17 protein-coding genes are annotated in these 17,646 nt (G+C 69.4%); 7 read left to right on the top strand and 10 right to left on the bottom strand.

Annotated elements, in window-relative coordinates; genetic code table 11:
- Window positions 1-60 precede the first annotated feature (60 nt).
- Window positions 61-1,926, bottom strand: a complete 1,866-nt coding sequence (gene cobT, locus H5395_RS09665; RefSeq protein WP_182792367.1) for a cobaltochelatase subunit CobT — start codon at window positions 1,924-1,926, stop codon at window positions 61-63.
- 126 nt (window positions 1,927-2,052) lie between these two features.
- On the bottom strand, window positions 2,053-2,361 hold the full coding sequence (locus tag H5395_RS09660; protein ID WP_182792366.1) for a DUF6476 family protein: 309 nt from the start codon (window positions 2,359-2,361) through the stop codon (window positions 2,053-2,055).
- Here H5395_RS09660 and H5395_RS09655 point away from each other — a divergent pair.
- The 3 genes from H5395_RS09655 (at window position 2,360) to H5395_RS09645 (ending at window position 5,635) form a co-directional block, all read left to right on the top strand.
- A complete protein-coding gene (locus tag H5395_RS09655; protein WP_182792365.1) occupies window positions 2,360-3,415 on the top strand; it encodes an RluA family pseudouridine synthase in 1,056 nt (351 codons plus the stop codon). The two genes, H5395_RS09660 and H5395_RS09655, sit on opposite strands and share 2 nt — an antisense overlap.
- 31 nt (window positions 3,416-3,446) lie before the next feature.
- Entirely contained in the window at window positions 3,447-4,349 is a 903-nt protein-coding gene (rpoH, locus tag H5395_RS09650) for an RNA polymerase sigma factor RpoH (RefSeq protein ID WP_182792364.1), read from the top strand.
- 263 nt (window positions 4,350-4,612) lie between these two features.
- A complete protein-coding gene (locus H5395_RS09645) occupies window positions 4,613-5,635 on the top strand; it encodes a hypothetical protein (protein WP_182792363.1) in 1,023 nt (340 codons plus the stop codon).
- Between the two features lie 25 nt (window positions 5,636-5,660).
- On the opposite strand, the gene H5395_RS09640 is transcribed toward H5395_RS09645, so the two are convergent.
- Window positions 5,661-6,725, bottom strand: a complete 1,065-nt coding sequence (locus H5395_RS09640) for an AbrB family transcriptional regulator (protein ID WP_220494944.1) — start codon at window positions 6,723-6,725, stop codon at window positions 5,661-5,663.
- 183 nt (window positions 6,726-6,908) lie between these two features.
- On the bottom strand, window positions 6,909-8,006 hold the full coding sequence (gene ychF / locus H5395_RS09635) for a redox-regulated ATPase YchF (RefSeq protein ID WP_182792362.1): 1,098 nt from the start codon (window positions 8,004-8,006) through the stop codon (window positions 6,909-6,911).
- Between the two features lie 135 nt (window positions 8,007-8,141).
- On the opposite strand from ychF, the gene trpA reads away from it, so the two are divergent.
- The 4 genes from trpA (at window position 8,142) to H5395_RS09615 (ending at window position 10,907) form a co-directional block, all read left to right on the top strand.
- On the top strand, window positions 8,142-8,987 hold the full coding sequence (gene trpA / locus H5395_RS09630; protein WP_182792361.1) for a tryptophan synthase subunit alpha: 846 nt from the start codon (window positions 8,142-8,144) through the stop codon (window positions 8,985-8,987).
- Window positions 8,988-9,092: 105 nt separating this feature from the next.
- Window positions 9,093-9,608, top strand: a complete 516-nt coding sequence (locus H5395_RS09625; protein WP_255440584.1) for a GNAT family N-acetyltransferase — start codon at window positions 9,093-9,095, stop codon at window positions 9,606-9,608.
- 79 nt (window positions 9,609-9,687) lie between these two features.
- Complete coding sequence (locus H5395_RS09620) at window positions 9,688-10,404, top strand: molecular chaperone DjiA (RefSeq protein ID WP_182792360.1); 717 nt, start codon at window positions 9,688-9,690, stop codon at window positions 10,402-10,404.
- A gap of 68 nt (window positions 10,405-10,472) precedes the next feature.
- The gene (locus H5395_RS09615; RefSeq protein ID WP_182792359.1) at window positions 10,473-10,907 is read left to right on the top strand and encodes a hypothetical protein; all 435 of its coding nucleotides are present in this window, start codon (window positions 10,473-10,475) and stop codon (window positions 10,905-10,907) included.
- Here the strand turns inward: H5395_RS09615 and H5395_RS09610 are convergent.
- Genes H5395_RS09610 through H5395_RS09585 form a run of 6 tightly spaced genes read right to left on the bottom strand, consistent with a single transcriptional unit; the run spans window position 10,904 to window position 17,627 of the window.
- On the bottom strand, window positions 10,904-13,057 hold the full coding sequence (locus H5395_RS09610; protein ID WP_182792358.1) for an exonuclease domain-containing protein: 2,154 nt from the start codon (window positions 13,055-13,057) through the stop codon (window positions 10,904-10,906). The two genes, H5395_RS09615 and H5395_RS09610, sit on opposite strands and share 4 nt — an antisense overlap.
- A complete protein-coding gene (locus tag H5395_RS09605; protein ID WP_182792357.1) occupies window positions 13,054-13,419 on the bottom strand; it encodes a response regulator transcription factor in 366 nt (121 codons plus the stop codon). Before H5395_RS09605 ends, H5395_RS09610 begins: the two co-directional genes overlap by 4 nt.
- Window positions 13,416-14,102, bottom strand: a complete 687-nt coding sequence (locus H5395_RS09600) for a sensor histidine kinase KdpD (RefSeq protein WP_182792356.1) — start codon at window positions 14,100-14,102, stop codon at window positions 13,416-13,418. Before H5395_RS09600 ends, H5395_RS09605 begins: the two co-directional genes overlap by 4 nt.
- Entirely contained in the window at window positions 14,099-15,592 is a 1,494-nt protein-coding gene (locus H5395_RS09595; RefSeq protein WP_234450849.1) for a DUF294 nucleotidyltransferase-like domain-containing protein, read from the bottom strand. The genes H5395_RS09600 and H5395_RS09595 overlap by 4 nt, the downstream gene beginning before the upstream one ends.
- The gene (locus tag H5395_RS09590; protein ID WP_182792355.1) at window positions 15,589-17,322 is read right to left on the bottom strand and encodes a cation acetate symporter; all 1,734 of its coding nucleotides are present in this window, start codon (window positions 17,320-17,322) and stop codon (window positions 15,589-15,591) included. Before H5395_RS09590 ends, H5395_RS09595 begins: the two co-directional genes overlap by 4 nt.
- The gene (locus H5395_RS09585) at window positions 17,319-17,627 is read right to left on the bottom strand and encodes a DUF485 domain-containing protein (protein WP_182792354.1); all 309 of its coding nucleotides are present in this window, start codon (window positions 17,625-17,627) and stop codon (window positions 17,319-17,321) included. Before H5395_RS09585 ends, H5395_RS09590 begins: the two co-directional genes overlap by 4 nt.
- Between the last annotated feature and the right edge of the window lie 19 nt (window positions 17,628-17,646).

Here is a 17,646-nt window from a genome sequence, read left to right as displayed (position 1 = left end):
GGGATCATCACGCCCGGCGCCGCAGCCGCTGCAACGGGCGTGGCACTGCCGTTTCCGCCATCACCCCCGCCGCCCTGCGCCGCCCATGGCCCGCGCGCGCTTTCTCGGGTCGCTTTCGAACAGCGCGGCCAGTTGTTCGGTCATCGCCCCGGCCAACTGGTCCACGTCGGTGATCGTGACCGCGCGCTGGTAATAGCGGGTCACGTCATGGCCGATGCCGATGGCGATCAGTTCGACCTGCGCCCGCCGCTCGATCATGGCGATCACGTCGCGCAGGTGCTTTTCCAGATAGCTTGCGGGGTTCACCGACAGGGTGGAATCGTCCACCGGCGCGCCGTCCGAGATCACCATCAGGATGCGCCGCGCCTCGGTCCGCCGCGCCAGCCGCCGATGCGCCCATTCCAGCGCCTCGCCGTCGATGTTTTCCTTAAGCAAGCCTTCCTTCATCATCAGCCCGAGGTTCGGGCGAACCCGCCGCCAGGGCGCGTCGGCCCCCTTGTAGATGATGTGGCGCAGGTCGTTCAGGCGCCCCGGCGTGGCGGGCCGCCCATCCTGAAGCCATTTCTCGCGGCTCTGCCCGCCCTTCCAGGCGCGGGTGGTGAAGCCGAGGATTTCCACCTTGACAGAACAGCGTTCCAGCGTCCGCGCCAGCACGTCCGCGCAGATCGCGGCGATGCTGATGGGCCGCCCGCGCATCGACCCCGAGTTGTCGATCAGGATCGTGACCACCGTATCCCGGAACTCGGTGTCCTTCTCCCACTTGAAGGACAGCGGAGTCGTCGGGTTCGCCACCACCCGCGCCAGACGGCCCGCGTCGAGCGTCCCCTCCTCGCGGTCGAACTCCCAACTGCGGTTCTGCTGGGCCTGAAGGCGGCGCTGCAGCTTGTTGGCCAGACGGCTGACCGCCCCGCGCAGGGGTTCCAACTGCTTGTCCAGATAGGCCCGCAGGCGTTCCAGTTCGGCAGGATCGGCCAGATCCTCGGCCCGGATCTCCTCGTCGAAGGCTTGGGTGTAAACCTTGTAGTCGGGGCTGGCCTCGCTGACCGGGGGCGGCAGGTCCGGCGGCATCTCGCTGTCCGCCATCTCGGCGTCCTCGACCAGTTCCTCGTCGGACTGGTCGTCCAGCGACACCTGCGCCTGCCGCTCGTCCTGCGTCCGCTCCTGGCTTTGCTCGGGGCTGGCCTCGGCGTCGTCGCCTTCCTCCTGCTCGCGGGCCTGGTTGTCGCCGGATTCCTCGTCCTGCTCGGCGTTCTCGTCCGAGTCGTCCTGCTGCGGCTCGTCGGGGTCGTCGCCCAACTGGTCGCCATAGCCGAGGTCGGCGATGACCCTGCGCGACAGCCGTGCGAAGGCCGCCTGATCCGCCAGCGCCGCGTTGACGTCGGCCAGCGAGCCGCCCGCCTGCTGTTCCACGAAGGGCCGCCACAGGTCCGCGACATGCTGCGCGGCCGGGGGCAGCGCCCGACCCGTCGCCGCCTGCCGCACCAGATAGCCCGCCGCGACCGACAGCGGCGCGTCGGCAGGGGCCTTGATCTGGGCATAGCCCTTGCGCTCGGCCTCGGCGCCCAGCCTGGCGTCAATGTTCGACAGCGCGCCGGGCATGTCGCGGGCGCCCAGCGCCTCGCAGCGCGCGGTCTCCATCGCCTCGTAAAGCTCGCGCGCCATGGGGCCTGCGGGCGCATAGCGGGCATGGGTGGGGGCGTCGTGGTGGCGCAGCTTCATCGCCAAGGCGTCGGCGGTGCCGCGCGCCTGCACGATCTCGTCCCGCGTCATCCGCCGGCTGACCTGCGGCAGCCGCATGGTGTCGCCCGCGACGCCCGAAGGGTCGGCGGTGAAGGTGACGTTCAGTTCATGCTCGTCGGCCAGGGCGCGGGTCGCCTCGGCCAGCGCCTTCTTGAACGGATCGGCGGGGTTGTCGGTCTTCTTCATGATGATCTTTTCCGACGTTCGGGGACGGCTGTCCATAAGGCTTCGCTGTCGGACCGGGGGCCAGCCCCATCGTCGTACACGACGATCCCGGGATACTTGTCCGAAGAAGATGGGATCAAGGAAGGCTCAGGAGTCCGGAATGACGCGCTGCCGCAATGTGCCGGCGCGGTCATAGAGCAGAATCTCGCCTGCATCGGTCACGACCACGGTCCAGTCGCGGGCAAAGGTGATCGCGGCGGCACTCGCGCCACCGGGCAGGGCCAGCCCTTCGGGCAGCGCGGGCAGCTGCGGTTGGGACAAGCGCAGCCAGAGGATCGCCACCAGCGCGAGGATGCCGAAGCCCATGACCAGCGCCAGCGCCGTCACCAGCCGGCGCAACCATGCGAGTTCGGGCACTTCCGCCGGGCCGTCACCTGCCCTATGATCCCGCGCCATGCCCGACCTCGTCCTGACCATCCCGGCCGACTGCCCAGCGGCCGACGCCTTGCGGCTTGATAAGGCGCTGGCCGAGGCCGCGCCAGAGTCAGCGGCCCTGTCACGCTCGCGCATCGGCAAGCTGATCGCCGAGGGCGCCGTGCGGGGACCGGACGGGCCGGTGCGCGACGGCAAGACCCGCGCGGTGCCGGGCGACTATACCATCACCATCGGCGCGCCCGAGCCGATCGACGCGCAGCCCGAAGCGATCCCGCTGGACGTCGTCCACGAGGACGATTCGCTGATCGTGATCGACAAGCCTGCGGGGATGGTGGTCCATCCCGCGCCCGGCTCGCCCTCCGGCACGCTGGTGAACGCGCTGCTCGCCCATTGCGCGGGCAGCCTGTCGGGGATCGGCGGGGCAGCCCGGCCGGGGATCGTCCACCGGATCGACAAGGACACCTCAGGCCTGCTGGTGGTCGCCAAGACCGACCTCGCCCATCACGCGCTGGCCCGGCAGTTCGAGGATCACTCGGCCGCCCGCCGCTATCTGGCGCTGGCGCATGGCACAATCGACCTGGCCGACCCCCGGCTGCGCGGCCTGCCGGGCGTCAGCTTCGAATCCGGTGGCGTGCTGCGGATCGCAACGAAGCTGGGGCGCCATCCGACCGACCGCCAGCGGCAGGCGGTCAGCATGGATCATGGGCGCCACGCCGTCACCCGCGCCACGATGCTGGAAAGCTTCGGCACGCCTCCCTCGGCGATGCTGGCCGAATGCCGGCTGGAAACCGGGCGCACGCACCAGATCCGGGTCCATCTGGCCCATTGCGGGCTGGGGCTGATCGGCGATCCGGTCTATGGCGGCGCCCGTCGCGCCTCGGCCCGCGCGCTGGGCCGCGCCGCCGCAGCGGTCACAGGCTTCCCCCGGCAGGCGCTGCACGCCGCGCATCTGGGCTTTGCGCATCCGCAGGACGGGCGCTGGCTTGCATTTGATAGTGAAATACCCGCCGATATGCAGGCGCTGGTGGCGACCCTGCGGGGAACCCCGCCTTCGGGCGCAACGTTCCCTGAATGATCCCGCCAGCGTCATCACACAGGAAAGGACAATGGCAAATTATACAAGGCTTCCGGCACCCAGCCCGGAACAGGGCCTCAACCGCTACATGCAGGAGATCCGCAAGTTCCCCCTGCTGGAGCCGCAAGAGGAATACATGCTGGCCAAGGCCTGGGTCGACCACCAGGACTCCGAGGCCGCGCACAGGCTGGTCACGTCGCACCTGCGGCTGGCCGCCAAGATCGCCATGGGCTATCGCGGCTACGGGCTGCCGCAGGGCGAGGTCATTTCCGAGGCCAATGTCGGGCTGATGCAGGCCGTCAAGCGCTTCGACCCGGAAAAGGGCTTCCGCCTCGCGACCTATGCGATGTGGTGGATTCGCGCCTCGATCCAGGAATACATCCTGCGGTCGTGGTCCCTGGTGAAGATGGGCACCACTTCGGCCCAGAAGAAGCTGTTCTTCAACCTGCGGAAAGCCAAGGCCAAGCTGGGCGCGCTGGAGGAAGGCGACCTGCGCCCCGACAACGTCCGCCAGATCGCCACCGACCTGAACGTGACCGAGCGGGAGGTGATCGAGATGAACCGCCGCCTGTCGGGCGGCGATGCCTCGCTGAACGCGACGGTCGGTTCTGCGGACGGCGATTCGACTGCGCAGTGGCAGGACTGGCTGGAGGACACCAGCGCCAACCAGGCCGAGGACTACGCCGAGGCGGACGAGCTGGACACCCGCCGCTCGATGCTGCTGTCGGCGATGGACGTTTTGAACGACCGCGAGAAGGACATCCTGACCGAACGCCGCCTGCGCGACGACCCGATGACGCTTGAGGCGCTGTCCGAACGCTACGGCGTCTCGCGCGAGCGTATCCGCCAGATCGAGGTCCGCGCCTTCGAGAAGCTGCAGGAGCGGATGCGGCGGCTGGCGAGCGAACAGGGCATCCAGATCGGCGAGGAATAGGAACCGGCCGCAGCGTCAGGCCCGATCGTCGTGCAGGGCATTCCGGACGGTTCCGGGTATCCAGCGGGATCGTCATAGGCGACGCTGGGGGGCGTGAAGCCCTCGCTCCCCACCCGCAGTCGCCGCGAAGACCCCTTCGCGATTGCCTTGGCCGCATCGCACGCACGGCTCTGGACGCAGGCTGCTGAATCGGCACATTCTTGCCGAAACCCCGCCCCGTTCCTGACGGACTGGCGCACCCACAGGAAAGGGCTTCCGCGATCGTGACCGCACTGACGCAGTTCCAGCGCCTCGAGGCGACCGGCGTCTGGCGGCCGAACCCGTCCGAGCGGCTTCGCGACGTGATCGTATCCTTCGGGGACGCCACGCTGATCCTGCGCGACCCCCGGTCCGAGGAACCCCTGTCCCACTGGTCCCTGCCCGCCGTCACCCGCCTGAACCCCGGCCAGATGCCCGCGATCTTCGCGCCGGGCGCGGCCGAACAGGACGAGGTCGTCGAGATCGGCGACACGCTGATGGTCGATGCGATCGAGCGCGTCCATTCCGCCATCGCGGCCAGCCGCCCGCATCCCGGACGCCTGCGCGGGGTATTGCTGTGGTCGCTTATCGGCGCGGTGGTGCTGGCGGGTGCGGTCTGGCTGCCGGGCGCCGTGATCGCCCATGCCGCGCGGATCGCGCCCCCCGCGCAGCGGACGGCGGTGGGGCTGTCGATCCTTGCCGACATGCGGCAGACCACCGGCGCGCCCTGCGACCGGCCCTCGGGCGCGGCGGTGCTGGACAGGCTGTCGGCACGGCTGCTGGGCCCCGAGGGGCGGATCGTGGTGCTGCCCGCGACGATGCGGGGCGCGCGGGCGCTGCCGGGGCGGATCATCGCCATCGGCGACGACATGATCGCGGGCGAACCGGGGCCGCAGGTGGCGGCGGGCCATGTCCTTGCGGCGGACCTCGTGGCCGCCGAGGGCGATCCGCTGCGCAAGGTGCTGGACGAAGCCGGGCTGCGGGCCGCCATGTCGATGCTGACCTCGGGCGAATTGCCCGCCCGCGCCATCGCGGGACAGGGAACAGCGCTGCTGCTGCGCCCCGCCCCGCGCCCCAACGAAGATGCGCTGCTTGACCGGCTGCGTGAGGCGGGCGTGCCCAGCGAGCCCTATGCCCGCTCGCTCGATCCCAGCGGCGAGACGGTGCTGACGCTGATCGAGGCCGACCCGTTCCGCGCGAATCCTCCGCCCGAGCCGCTGATGTCGGAGGGCGAGTGGGTCCAGCTTCAGCAGATCTGCTCGCGCTGATGCGGCCCCCGCAAGGGAACGGGGCTCATCCCCCGCGGCCGGTGTTCCTGAACCACAGCGGACTGACCAGATTGAGGCCGAGGATGCGCAGGATGTGATGCGCGCCGACAAAGGCGGGTTCGAGGTTCAGGACCAGCGCCATGGCCGCCATCGCCTCGACCCCGCCCGGCGCATAGGCGAGCCACAACTGTCCGAAAGGCAGATCCAGCGCCCATGCCCCCCCGGCCGCGAACAGCGCCGAGACCGCCAGCGCCAGCAGGATGCTGACCGCCGCGCCCGGCACGGTCTGCGTGACCGTCTGCAGCGTCGTCCCCCGGAACCGCGCGCCGATCACCGCCCCCGTGGCGATGAAGCCCAGGATGACGAGCGGCTGCGGAAATCCCCCATGCACCAGGCCCGACGCATGCAGCGTGGCGCTGATGGTCATGGCGGCCAGCAGCGTGCCCGCCGGGACATGCAGCCGGTTCAGCAGCGCCGCCGCGGCGCCGCTGGCAAGGAAGACCGCCAGCGCTTCGGGGGGCGAATTGACGGGCCGCGGCGGCAATGCCGCGCCTTCGGCCTGCAGGCCGCCATTCAGCAGCGACAGGATCGGCGGCATCAGCGCGACCAGCGTGAAGACCCGCAGGCTCTGGGCCAGGATGACGCGCGGCAGGTCGGCGCTGCTGTTCGCGGCGATGATGGCGACCGAGGAAAACGCCCCCGGCATCGAGGCGAAGCGCGCCGTGGTCCGGTCCCAGCCATGGACGCGCTGCAGGTAGAGGCTCGATACGCCCATGGTCGCGCCGATCGAGGCCAGAAGAATCACGACGCTGCCCGGCCATGCCGCGATTTCCCTGACGATTCCGGGCGTCACGCTGGACCCGATCGAGATGCCCAGAAGCAGAAAGGCGATCTCGCGCAGGGCCCGGTGCAACTCGACCGGCAAGCCCGCGACCGCCGCCAGCGCCGTCGCGACCATCGCCCCCATCAGCCAGGCCGCCGGTAGGCCGAGCGCCGCGAACAGCCAGGCGCCGAAACCCGCGATGGACAGCGTTGCCAGATCCCACCCGAACCGCCGCAAGCCGGAACGGAAGAACATGGGTCGCGGCATTCTTCGGATGTCCTTTCGCTCGACGTCAGGTCTGCCCGACTTGCGCGGCCGGCGCTTCAGCCTCTGCCGGGATGGAAACGCGCGGGCAAGCCCTGCCGGCTGCCGATGAACCGGAAACCACAATTGCCGCTTGGGGCCAAAGCGGCAGTCCTTCTGCCCGGACTGGCGCCCACCTTCCCCGCCTCAGGCGTTGAACAGGAAATGCAGCACGTCGCCGTCCTTGACCTCGTAGGTCTTGCCCTCGACGCGGAACTTGCCGGCCTCGCGGGCGCCGGCCTCGCCCTTGCCCGCAACGTAATCGTCATAGGCGATGGTCTCGGCGCGGATGAAGCCTTTTTCGAAATCGCCGTGGATCACGCCCGCCGCCTGCGGGGCCAGCGTGCCGCGGGTGATCGTCCAGGCCCGCGCCTCCTTGGGACCCACGGTGAAATAGGTCTGCAGGCCCAGAAGCGCGTAGCCCGCGCGGATCAGGCGGTCGAGGCCCGCTTCCTCCAGCCCCATCTCGGACAGGAACATCTGCGCCTCGTCGGGGGCAAGCTGGCTGATCTCCTCCTCGATCCGGGCCGAGATGACGACATGGCCGGCGCCTTGTTCGGCGGCCATCTTAGCCACGGCCTCGGAGAAGACATTGCCGGTGGCCGCGTTCTCCTCGGCCACGTTGCAGACGTAAAGCACGGGCTTGGCGGTCAGAAGCTGCAGCATGTCCCAGGGCTTGCGGTCGTCCTCGGCCACCGTGACGGTGCGGGCAGGCTGGCCTGCCTCCAGCACGGCCTGCGCCTGCTTCAGCAGGCGCTCCTGCGCGACCGCCTCCTTGTCGCCGCCCTTCAGCTTGCGCTGCAGGTTCGCCATCCGCCGCTCGACCGACTCCAGATCGGCGATCATCAGCTCGGTCTCGATGGTCTCGGCGTCGGCAACGGGGTCCACGCGGCCCTCGACATGGGTGATGTCGCCATCCTCGAAGCAGCGCAGGACATGGGCGATGGCGTCCACCTCGCGGATGTTGGCAAGGAACTGGTTGCCCAGGCCCTCGCCCTTGCTGGCGCCCTTCACCAGCCCCGCGATGTCCACGAAGGTGATGCGCGTCGGGATGATCTGCTTCGACCCGGCGATCCCGGCCAGGGCGTCGAGGCGCGGATCAGGGACGGCGACCTCGCCCACGTTTGGCTCGATGGTGCAGAAGGGGAAGTTCGCGGCCTGCGCGGCGGCGGTGCGCGTCAGGGCGTTGAACAGAGTGGACTTGCCCACGTTCGGCAGCCCGACGATACCCATGCGAAAGCCCATTGTCTTACCCCTTCCAGCGATGGGGGGCTATCTAGGTCACGCGGGCGGGGGCGTAAAGCGGGCCGCGCGGGCCTGCCCGCTTTCCCTTTGCGACCGGGGCCGGTAAAGCTGCATCAACGCAGGAAAGGCCCCGGCATGAACAGCGAACCCCTCATCACCACCCCCGCCGAGGCCACGCGGCCGCAGACCCGCATCGACCGGCTTTTTGCCCGGCTGGGGGAAAACAACCGCAAGGCCTTTGTCACCTATATCATGGCCTTCGACCCGGACCGCGACACCTCGCTGCAGATCATGCGCGGGCTGCCCGGCGCGGGCGTGGACATCATCGAGCTGGGCATGCCCTTCACCGACCCGATGGCGGACGGGCCGACCATCCAGGCGGCAGGTCAGCGGGCGCTGGCGGCAGGCGGCACGATCAGCGGCGTGCTGGAGATGGTGCGCGAGTTCCGCCAGTCGGACAACGAAACGCCGGTGGTGCTGATGGGCTATTACAACCCGATCTACGCGCGGGTGGGCGGGGTCGAACGCTTCCTGTCGGACGCGGCCGAGGCGGGCGTGGACGGGCTGATCGTCGTGGACCTGCCGCCCGAGGAGGATGCCGAGCTGTGCATCCCCGCGCAAGCCGCCGGGCTGAACTTCATCCGTCTGGCCACCCCCACGACGGACGACCGGCGACTGCCGGCGGTGGTGCAGAACACCTCGGGCTTCGTTTATTACGTCAGCGTGACCGGCATCACCGGCGGGCCTGCCGCCGACGCAGCCGAGGTCGCCCCCGAGGTCGCCCGCATCCGCAAGGCGGCCGGGCTGCCGGTGGTGGTCGGCTTCGGCATCTCGACGCCCGAGGCGGCCGAGGCGGTGGCGCGGGTCGCGGATGGCTGCGTCATCGGCTCGGCCATCGTGAAGCAGATCGCCGAGGGCAAGCCGGTGGCGGAGGTGCTGGATTTCGTGCGCGGTCTGGCCGAGGGCGTGCATCGGGGATGAGCGGGCGGCGCGGATTGCAGCCGCATGGGGGCTTTGCCCCCGTCGTTCTGCGAACGACTCCCCCAGGATATTTTTTCGAAGAAGATGAGGCTTGAGGGTTCTGGAATGGCCATGCCGGGGCATTTCGTGATCCGGGATGCGGGGGCAGAGGATGCCCTTGGCATCGCGGCGATCTGGAACCCCATCATCCGCGACACCGCCATCACCTTCTGGCCCACCGAGCGCCGCGAGGACGAGATCGCCGCGATGATCGTCCAGCGGCAGGCGGCGGGCCACGCCTTCCTGATCGCCGCCACCGCTGCGGGCGTGGCGGGCTTCGCCACCTGCACGCAGTTCCGCGGCGGCGCGGGCTACGCGAAGGCGCTGGAACATTCGATCCATGTTGATCCCGCGCATCGGGGCATGGGGCTGGGTACGGCGCTGCTGGCGGCAATCGAGGATCACGCCCGTGCCGGCGGGGGGCGGATCATGATCGGCGGGATCACCGGCTCGAACCAGGGCTCGCTGCGCTTTCATGAACGGCACGGTTATGCGCGTTGCGGCTTCATCCCCGCTGCCGGCTGGAAATTCGGGCGGTTCCATGATCTGGTGCTGATGGGCAAGGACCTGTCCGCCCTGTGACCTTCGGCAGTGCCGTCGCGCATGGCCCGTATGCCTGCTGCCCTTTCGCACGGGCCTGCGCTCGGCTAGGCTGGGCGTCATGGACGATTTCGCGATCACCGCCCAGGCCCCGCCGCACCTGCCCCCGCCCCGCGGGTTCTGGCAGCGCATCGGCGACCGCCTTGCCGCGCTGATCGGGCGCAACCGCGCGGTAGTGCCGCCGGAACGGTCCGTCGCCTTCACCATCGGTGTCATCGCGCTGGGGGCCAAGATCGCCAAGGCCGACGGCCGCGTCGCGCGGGAAGAGGTCGCAGCCTTCCGCCGCATCTTCAAGATCCCCCGGTCCGAGGAACGCCACGCCGCCCATGTCTTCGACCTTGCCCGCAAGGACGTGGCCGGGTTCGACCTGTGGGCGGAACGGCTTGCGCGGCTGTTCCCGCCCGGCGACCCGGTGCTGGTGGATGTGCTGGACGGGCTTTACGTCATCGCGACCTCGACCGCGCACGAGCTGCACGAAGGCGAGCAGGTGTTCCTGGACGAGGTCGCCCGCATCTTCGGCATCTCGCCCGAGGATCACGCCGCCATCCGCGCCAGCCGCACGCCCGGCCAGCCGCGCTGCCTGCCCTGCGAGGTGCTGGGCATCCCCCCCGGCACGCCCCTGCCCGAGGCGCGGACCCGCTATCGCAATCTGATCCGCGAAAACCATCCCGATCGCGCGCAGGCCCATGGCCTGCCGCCCGAGGCGATCCGGCTGGCCGAATCGCGCACCCGCGCCATCAACGAGGCCTGGGACGCCTGGCGCGCGCAGTTCGGCTGAGGGACGGCGCGGGAACCCTTGTCTCGCCCCGGCGGTTCGTCTTCTGCCGCCATCACAGGACTGCCCGCATGATCCGTTTCGCCCTGACCGCCGCGCTGGTCCTTCCCCTTGCCGGCGCAGCCACGGCCCAGGACTCGCCGTGGCAGATGCCGCGCGCCGAGGAGCCGCCGGCGGGCGAGGCGCGCCCCTACGAACTGCCGGATTCCGAACCGGGCCTGCTGGACAATTTCTTCAACGACCTTCTCAGCCGGGCGCAGCCGCATCTGCAGGGGCTTGCCCGGGACATGAGCGGGCTGATGCAGGACTACCGCCCCGTCTTCGAGGAAATGTCGAAGCTGATCGACGACCTCGGCAATTACGACCTGCCGCCCGAGCGGCTGCCGAACGGCGACATCATCATCCGCCGCAAGCCCGGCGCACCCCCGCCTCCGCAGCCCGAGAACGTGCCGGACCTCGCCCCCCGGATCAACCCCGTCCCCCCGGGCGCAGGGATCGAGCTTTAATACCGCAGCCGCGCGAATTGCGACTGGTCCGAGGCCGCGCGCGCCTGCCCCAGCGTGACGATGCCCTGCCGCGCCAGCAGCGGGATCATGCGCCGGAACACCTCGGCCGTCGCCAGCGCATCGCCCAGCGCGGTGTGGCGCCCGCCGATCCGAACCCCCAGTCGCGCGGCGATGGCTTCCAGGCTGTGGCTTTCCTCGGCCGGGTGCAGGACGCTGGACAGCAGCAACGTATCCAGCACCGGGTGGTCAAAGCGCAGGCCGGTGGCCCGTTCCTTCATCTGCAGAAAGCGCAGGTCGAAGGCGACGTTGTGCCCGACCAGGACGCTGCCCTCGGCAAAGCGGTGGAAGACCGGCAGCGCCTCGGCGATGGTCGGCTGGCCCTGCACCATGTCCTGGCGGATGCCGTGGATAGCGGTGCCGGCTTCGGGGATCAGGCGCCCGGGATCGACAAGCTGGTCGATCACCTCGCCTTCAAGGATGCGGGTGTTGAGGATGCGGACGGCGCCGATCTGGATGATCTCGTCCCCGCCCGCGGGATCGAGGCCCGTGGTCTCGCAGTCGAAGACGGTGAAGGACAGTTCCACCAGCGGGCGGCTGTCCACCGCCTCGCCATGGCCGGCGGCGAACAGGTCGAAGTCGTAGAACTCGGGGCGGCTGCCGGGCTTGGCCTCGGCCAGGGCCGTCTCGACGGCGGCGAGCGGCAGCAGCATGCGGAAGAAGGATCGCCCGGTGTCGGGATTGCGGCCGACCCAGATCTCGCCCCCGTGGCGGTCGATCACATCGCGGACCGACACCGTGCCCGGCACGCCGTCGATCGGCTCGTCCGGCATCGTGCTGAGCGCGCGCGGGTCCACCGGGGGGATGCCTTCGCGCACCACCCAGTCGAGGTCCAGATGCGCATGACGCCCGGCGCGGTTCAGCCGCAGCCACAGCACCGGGTCGTGGCGCAGGTGCAGGATGCGCCGGGCGAGGTGATCCAGCGCGCCGATCAGCCCGAAGCTGTCGATCCGCAGCCACAGTTCCGCCTCGGGCGCCGAGGTGGTGATCGGCGCCCCGGCCGTCGCCTGCAGCCTGCGGACGGCCGCCGCCATCAGGTCGCTGCCCAGCATGTCGTGCAGGGGCCAGCGGGCGGCAAGCTCATGCGCGGCCTCGGCATCGTCGGCCAGCAGCCGCTCGCGCATCTGTGCGACCTCGTCGCCAAGGACGGACAGGAAGCGCTCGCGGTCCTCGGGGGAAAGGTCGGGGTAATCCAGCATCTCCAGCGCCGCCTGCAGGTTGGCGATGGCGGCACGGCTGCGTTCCGTCATCCGCAGCAGCGCCCCGTCGCGCCGCGCCTGCCGCTGCTGGTCCTCGGTCACGTCATCGACCAGCAGGACGTAGCCCCGCAGCTCGCCCCGCTCGCCTTCGGCCTGCTGCACGGGGGCGAGACTGACGCGCAGCAGGTGCCCGTTGGCCGAGGTGGTGACGACCTGCGCGACCGAGGCGCTGGCGGGCACCCCCCGGGCGATCCGCCCTTCGACCGTTTCCAGCGCATGGCCGATGGCCGCGGGGTCCAGCACCGCATGGATCGACCGGCCCAGCGCCACCCTGTCCGCGCCGACCGCCAGCCGGCCGGCCAGCTTCCGCATCCGCGCGTTGTAAAGCAGCATGCGCCCGTCGCGGTTGCAGACAGCGACGGCGTGATCCAGTTCGTCCATCAGCGCCGCAAGCTGGTCGCGCTGTTCGGCGACGCTGCGGCTTGCCTCGTCGACCAGCCGCGCCATCTCGACCCGCAACTCGCGCCGCTCGGCCACGAGCCGCTCGATCTCGGACCCCAGGGCGCGGGTCGCGCGGGTCGTCATGACGGCTTCGGGCAAGCTGGCGGCATCTTCCTGTGCGGCAAGGATGCGGGTCGCGGCCAGCAGCCGCTCGGGGCCGCGGACCAGGCGTTCGTAAAGCTGGCGCACCAGCCAGCCCGCAAGGGCCGCGGCGATCAGCCACCACAGCACCAGCAGCATCCCGTGGCTTTGCAGCGCCACCCGCCAGGTCGCCCGCAGGGCGGCGCTGCGCGGTCCCAGCGCCAGCAGGAACACCACCGCGCCCAGCACGACCCACAGCGCAAGCGCGACCCCCGGCGCAAGAACCGCCGCCACGAGGCCGCGCCGCCTCATCCCAGAAGCTCGCGCACCCGCGCGATCAAGTCGCGGGTGGAAAAGGGCTTGGGGACATAGGCGTCGGCACCCGCGCCGATGCCCCGCGCCATGTCGGGGGGGCGGGCCTTGGCAGTGAGCATCAGGATGGGGGTCGCAGCGATCTCGGGGTCGGCGCGCACGGCCTCGCAGACCTCGAATCCCGACATGCCGGGCATCATCGCGTCCAGCAGCACCAGCGCGGGCCGCTCGGCCCGGATCAGGTCCAGCGCCTCGGCCCCGTTGCGGGCGATCAGCACGCGATGGCCCTCGCGCTTCAGCATGAACTCAAGCGAGATCACGATGTTCGGCTCATCATCGGCGATCAGGACGGGGCGGGTCATGCCGCACCCTCCGCCAGCGGCAGGGACAGGGCGAAGCAGGCGCCGGCGTCGGAAGGCTCGACCGACAGGCTGCCGCCATGGCGCCGGGCGATGCGGCGGCTGACCGGAAGGCCGAGGCCCGTGCCTGTCTGCCCCAGCCGGTGGAAAGGCTGGAACACCGCCTCGCGATCCTCGGGCGCGATGCCGGGGCCGTTGTCGATGACGCGGATGGTCACGGCGTCCCTGTCCGGGGCAAGCGCAAGGGCGACGTGCCCGCCCTGCCCCGAGGCAGCCTTCGCCGCGTTCGACAGCAGGTTCAGCAGCACCTGCAGCAGCCGGTCGCGGTCGCCCCGGACCGGGGGCGCGGTCGCCGGCAGGTCCAGCGACAGTTCGACACCGCGTTCCCGCATCAGCCCGGTGGCGAGCCGCGCGGCCTCGGCGGTCAGGGCCAAGGGGTCCAGATCCTCCATCCGCCACTCGGCCTCGGCCGATCCGATCCGCGCCGCCTCCAGAACCTCGTCGACCAGTCGTCCCAGCCGGCGCGATTCATCCGCAATGATGGACAGGAAGCCGCGCCGCTCGTCCTCCTCCATCTCCGGCGTGTCGAGCATCAGTTCCGCCAGCGCGCGGATCGTGGTCACGGGGGTCCGCAACTCGTGGACCATCGCGGCGACGGCTTCCTCGGTGAACAGGTCCGCGCTCATGCGACCAACCTGAAATGCTGGACCAGCCAGCCGCGGAAGTCGCGCACGATGGCCAGCGCCTGCTTCAGCCCCTGCCGGTTCAGCGTGCCAAGGGCATCGATCCGGATCAGGTTGTCCGGCACCCGCCCCTCGGCCATCTGCGCCAGGTTGTTGTCAAGTTTGACCCCCATCAGCAGATGCAGCGCGTCGGTCAGGTCGCGGGCCAGTCCTGGCCTGATCCGCCGGGCCGAGGCCAGAGCCCTCAGCCGCTCGGCCGTCGAAAGCTCGGGGATGCGGTATTGCAGCGCCAGCGCGCGGGTGCCCTGCACGATGGGAAAGATGCCCAGCTTCTTGATGTCGATCTCGGCCCCCGCGCGGCCCTTCATGCCGGGCAGGCGGCTCCACCAGCTTCCATCCTCGGCAAAGCTGTTGGCCGAGGCGGCAAAGCGCGCCAGATAGGCGTCGTTGCCCGCGATCAGCCGTCCCATATGCGCCTTGAGACCATCCAGCAGGCCCGTGTCCCCGGCCACCGGCAGGGCGTCCATGAAGATGGCGAGGTTCATCGGACCCTCGGGATCGGTCCCGTGAATCCATTCCCCGATCGCGGCGCGGTAGCCTGACACCGTGCGCCGCCAGTCGGGCCGGCTGGCCATGATGCCACCCGGACAGGGGGGATAGCCGAAATCGACCAGCGCGGCGGTGAAGGCGGCGGTCGCCTGTTCGGCCCGTTCCTCGGGAAAGCCGTCGGGCAGGATCAGGCCGTTGTCCTGGTCGGTCCGCATGATCTGCTCGCCCCGCCCCTCGCTGCCCATGACGATCAGGCAGGATGCGGCGCGCAGATCCTCGGGCGCGACCAGTTCCCACAGGCGGCGGAAGACGGCGCGGTTCAACTCGCCCACAAGCCGTGCGATCACCTCGACCCGCACGCCGTCCTCGTGCAGCACGGCGATCAAGGGCGCGATCTGGTCGGCGGCCTTCTTCAGTTCGGCCACCGTTCCCGCCTGCGCCGCTTGAATGGCGATCAGATGCGAGTGGTTCGCCACGAAGCTCATCAGGTCAAGCTGGCCAAGGACGCCCACGATCTTGCGGCCCTCGTGGACCGCGACCCGATGGACCCGGTGGCGCAGCATCAGGATCATCGCCTCGATCAGCTCGGCATCAAGGGGGACCGAGACGGCGGGAAAGCTCGCGACCTCGCGCACGGGGATGGCGGCGGGGGGCCGGTCCATCAGCAGCACGTCGCGAAGGTTGGTGGTGGTGAAGATGCCGATGCCCGCGCCATCGCGCACAAGGGCGTCGGTGACACCGTTCTCGGCCATCAGCCGGCACAGCGTCACGATGTCGGTGTCGCCATCGACGAAGAAGGGCTTGCGCAGGAACGCATCGCGCACCTGCGAGGACAGCAGCGTCAGCGTCTCTCGCCCGGCATGGTGGCCTGCGGCGGAGGTCAGGGAAACGGCCGGACCCGAAGGTCCGACCGCGTGGTCTTGCAGGTGGCGCCCGTTGTTCAATGCGCCGAGGCTTCTGACGCGCCGATGCCGGTTTCGGACCGGATCTGCTGCGGCAGGAACCCCGCCTTGTCGACTGCGGCGCGCCGGCTCTTGTCGGTCACCGAGAAGAGCCAGATCCCCAGGAAGGCCAGCGTCATCGAGAAGAGCGCGGGCGAGGTATAGGGGAAGGGCGCCGAACCCGCCTCATTGCCCAGCGTGACTTCCCAGACCGAGGGCGACAGCACCGTCAGCAGCACCGACGAGATCAGCCCGAGGAAGCCGCCGATCACGGCGCCGCGCGTGGTCATGCCGCTCCAGAGGATCGACAGGAACAGCACGGGGAAGTTCGCCGAGGCCGCGACCGCGAAGGCCAGCGACACCATAAAGGCGATGTTCTGCTTCTCGAAGAGAATGCCCAGCAGCACCGCGACTACGCCGAGCGCCAACACCGTGTAGCGGGATACCCGCAACTCGGCCGCGCTGTCGGCATGGCCCTTTTTCACAATTGTGGAATAGATGTCGTGCGACACCGCCGAGGCGCCCGACAGCGTCAGCCCGGCCACGACCGCAAGGATCGTCGCAAAGGCCACCGCCGACATGAAGCCCAGGAAGATGTTGCCGCCAACGGCGTTCGCCAGGTGGACGGCCGCCATGTTGTTGCCGCCGATCAGCGGAGCGCCAAGGACGCCGCCTTCCAGGAAGCCGGGGTTGGTCAGCACGAAGGTGATGGCGCCGAAGCCGATGATGAAGGTCAGCATGTAGAAATAGCCGATCCACACCGTCGCCCACATCACCGACTTGCGCGCCTCTTTCGCGCTGGGAACGGTGAAGAAGCGCATCAGGATATGCGGCAGGCCCGCGGTCCCGAACATCAGCGCCATGCCGAAGGAGATGGCCGAGATCGGGTCCTTGACGAAGTTGCCCGGTCCCATGATCGAGCGCCCCGTCGCGGCGGCTTCCTCGGGCGCAGCGCCCCCGGTCGCGGCAATGTCGGTCTTGATCCGTACCGATTCCGCAAATAGCCGCTCGAAGCTGAAGCCGAACTGCCACATCACCATCAGCGCCATGAAGGACGCCCCGCCCAGCAGAAGGCAGGCCTTGATGATCTGCACCCAGGTCGTGGCCGTCATGCCGCCGAACAGCACGTAGACCATCATCAGCCCGCCGACGATGACTACGGCCATCCAGTATTCCAGCCCGAACAGCAGCTTGATGAGCTGGCCCGCGCCGACCATCTGCGCGATCAGGTAGAAGGCCACGACGACCAGCGTGGACGATGCCGCGAACAGCCGCACCGGCGTCTGCGAGAAGCGAAAGGCCGCCACGTCGGCGAAGGTGAACTTGCCCAGATTGCGCAGCCGTTCGGCCATCAGGAAGGTCAGGATCGGCCAGCCGACAAGGAAGCCGATCGAATAGATCAGCCCGTCGAAGCCGGTCGCCATCACCGCCGCCGAGATCCCCAGGAACGAGGCCGCCGACATGTAGTCCCCGGCGATCGCCAGCCCGTTCTGGAAGCCGGTGATGCCGCCGCCCGCGGTGTAGAAGTCGGACGCCGACTTGGTGCGCCCGGCGGCCCATTTGGTGATGTAGAGCGTGCCCGCCACGAAGACCGCGAACATCCCGATGGCGGTCCAGTTGGTCGGCTGCCGCACCGCCTCGCCCTCGATGGCAGGCGCGGCCATGAGCAGTGACGGGACGGCGATCAGAAGCGAAAGGCCGAGAATGCGGCCAAGTGTCAGGTTCGACGTCATTTTAGCGCCTCGCGCTTGATGCGATCGGTCAGGTCGTCGTATTCGCGATTCGCGCGCAGGACATAGACGCCGGTCAGGACGATGGTGATGAGGATCACGCCGAAGCCGATCGGAATCCCCCAGGTCGTGACCCCGCTGCCGATGGGCGTGGCCAGCAGGTCCTTGCCGAACGCCACCAGCAGGATGAAACCGTAATAGACGATCATCATGATGATCGTCAGCGTCCATCCGAATTTAAGTCGCCGCGTTCGCAGCTTGTCATAATTCGGGTCGGACGCGATGCGTGCAAGCATCGGGTCGAGCATTCAGTCGTCCCTCCTCCAA

The sequence above is a fragment of the Paracoccus sp. MC1854 genome (assembly GCF_014164635.1).
GTDB lineage: Bacteria > Pseudomonadota > Alphaproteobacteria > Rhodobacterales > Rhodobacteraceae > Paracoccus.
Note: the sequence above shows the minus strand (reverse complement) of the source record. Positions and strands in the feature narration are given on the sequence as shown.

Excerpts from the sequence above, each read along its gene's own strand:
- H5395_RS09600 (WP_182792356.1), bottom strand. The coding sequence starts at position 14,102 with ATGAGCGCGGACCTGTTCACCGAGGAAGCCGTCGCCGCGATGGTCCAC.
- H5395_RS09655 (WP_182792365.1), top strand. The coding sequence starts at position 2,360 with ATGCCCGACCTCGTCCTGACCATCCCGGCCGACTGCCCAGCGGCCGAC.
- H5395_RS09610 (WP_182792358.1), bottom strand. The coding sequence starts at position 13,057 with ATGAGGCGGCGCGGCCTCGTGGCGGCGGTTCTTGCGCCGGGGGTCGCG.
- ychF (WP_182792362.1), bottom strand. The coding sequence starts at position 8,006 with ATGGGCTTTCGCATGGGTATCGTCGGGCTGCCGAACGTGGGCAAGTCC.
- H5395_RS09585 (WP_182792354.1), bottom strand. The coding sequence starts at position 17,627 with ATGCTCGACCCGATGCTTGCACGCATCGCGTCCGACCCGAATTATGAC.
- H5395_RS09625 (WP_255440584.1), top strand. The coding sequence starts at position 9,093 with ATGGCCATGCCGGGGCATTTCGTGATCCGGGATGCGGGGGCAGAGGAT.
- H5395_RS09660 (WP_182792366.1), bottom strand. The coding sequence starts at position 2,361 with ATGGCGCGGGATCATAGGGCAGGTGACGGCCCGGCGGAAGTGCCCGAA.
- trpA (WP_182792361.1), top strand. The coding sequence starts at position 8,142 with ATGAACAGCGAACCCCTCATCACCACCCCCGCCGAGGCCACGCGGCCG.
- H5395_RS09620 (WP_182792360.1), top strand. The coding sequence starts at position 9,688 with ATGGACGATTTCGCGATCACCGCCCAGGCCCCGCCGCACCTGCCCCCG.
- cobT (WP_182792367.1), bottom strand. The coding sequence starts at position 1,926 with ATGAAGAAGACCGACAACCCCGCCGATCCGTTCAAGAAGGCGCTGGCC.
- rpoH (WP_182792364.1), top strand. The coding sequence starts at position 3,447 with ATGGCAAATTATACAAGGCTTCCGGCACCCAGCCCGGAACAGGGCCTC.
- H5395_RS09640 (WP_220494944.1), bottom strand. The coding sequence starts at position 6,725 with ATGCCGCGACCCATGTTCTTCCGTTCCGGCTTGCGGCGGTTCGGGTGG.
- H5395_RS09590 (WP_182792355.1), bottom strand. The coding sequence starts at position 17,322 with ATGACGTCGAACCTGACACTTGGCCGCATTCTCGGCCTTTCGCTTCTG.
- H5395_RS09605 (WP_182792357.1), bottom strand. The coding sequence starts at position 13,419 with ATGACCCGCCCCGTCCTGATCGCCGATGATGAGCCGAACATCGTGATC.
- H5395_RS09615 (WP_182792359.1), top strand. The coding sequence starts at position 10,473 with ATGATCCGTTTCGCCCTGACCGCCGCGCTGGTCCTTCCCCTTGCCGGC.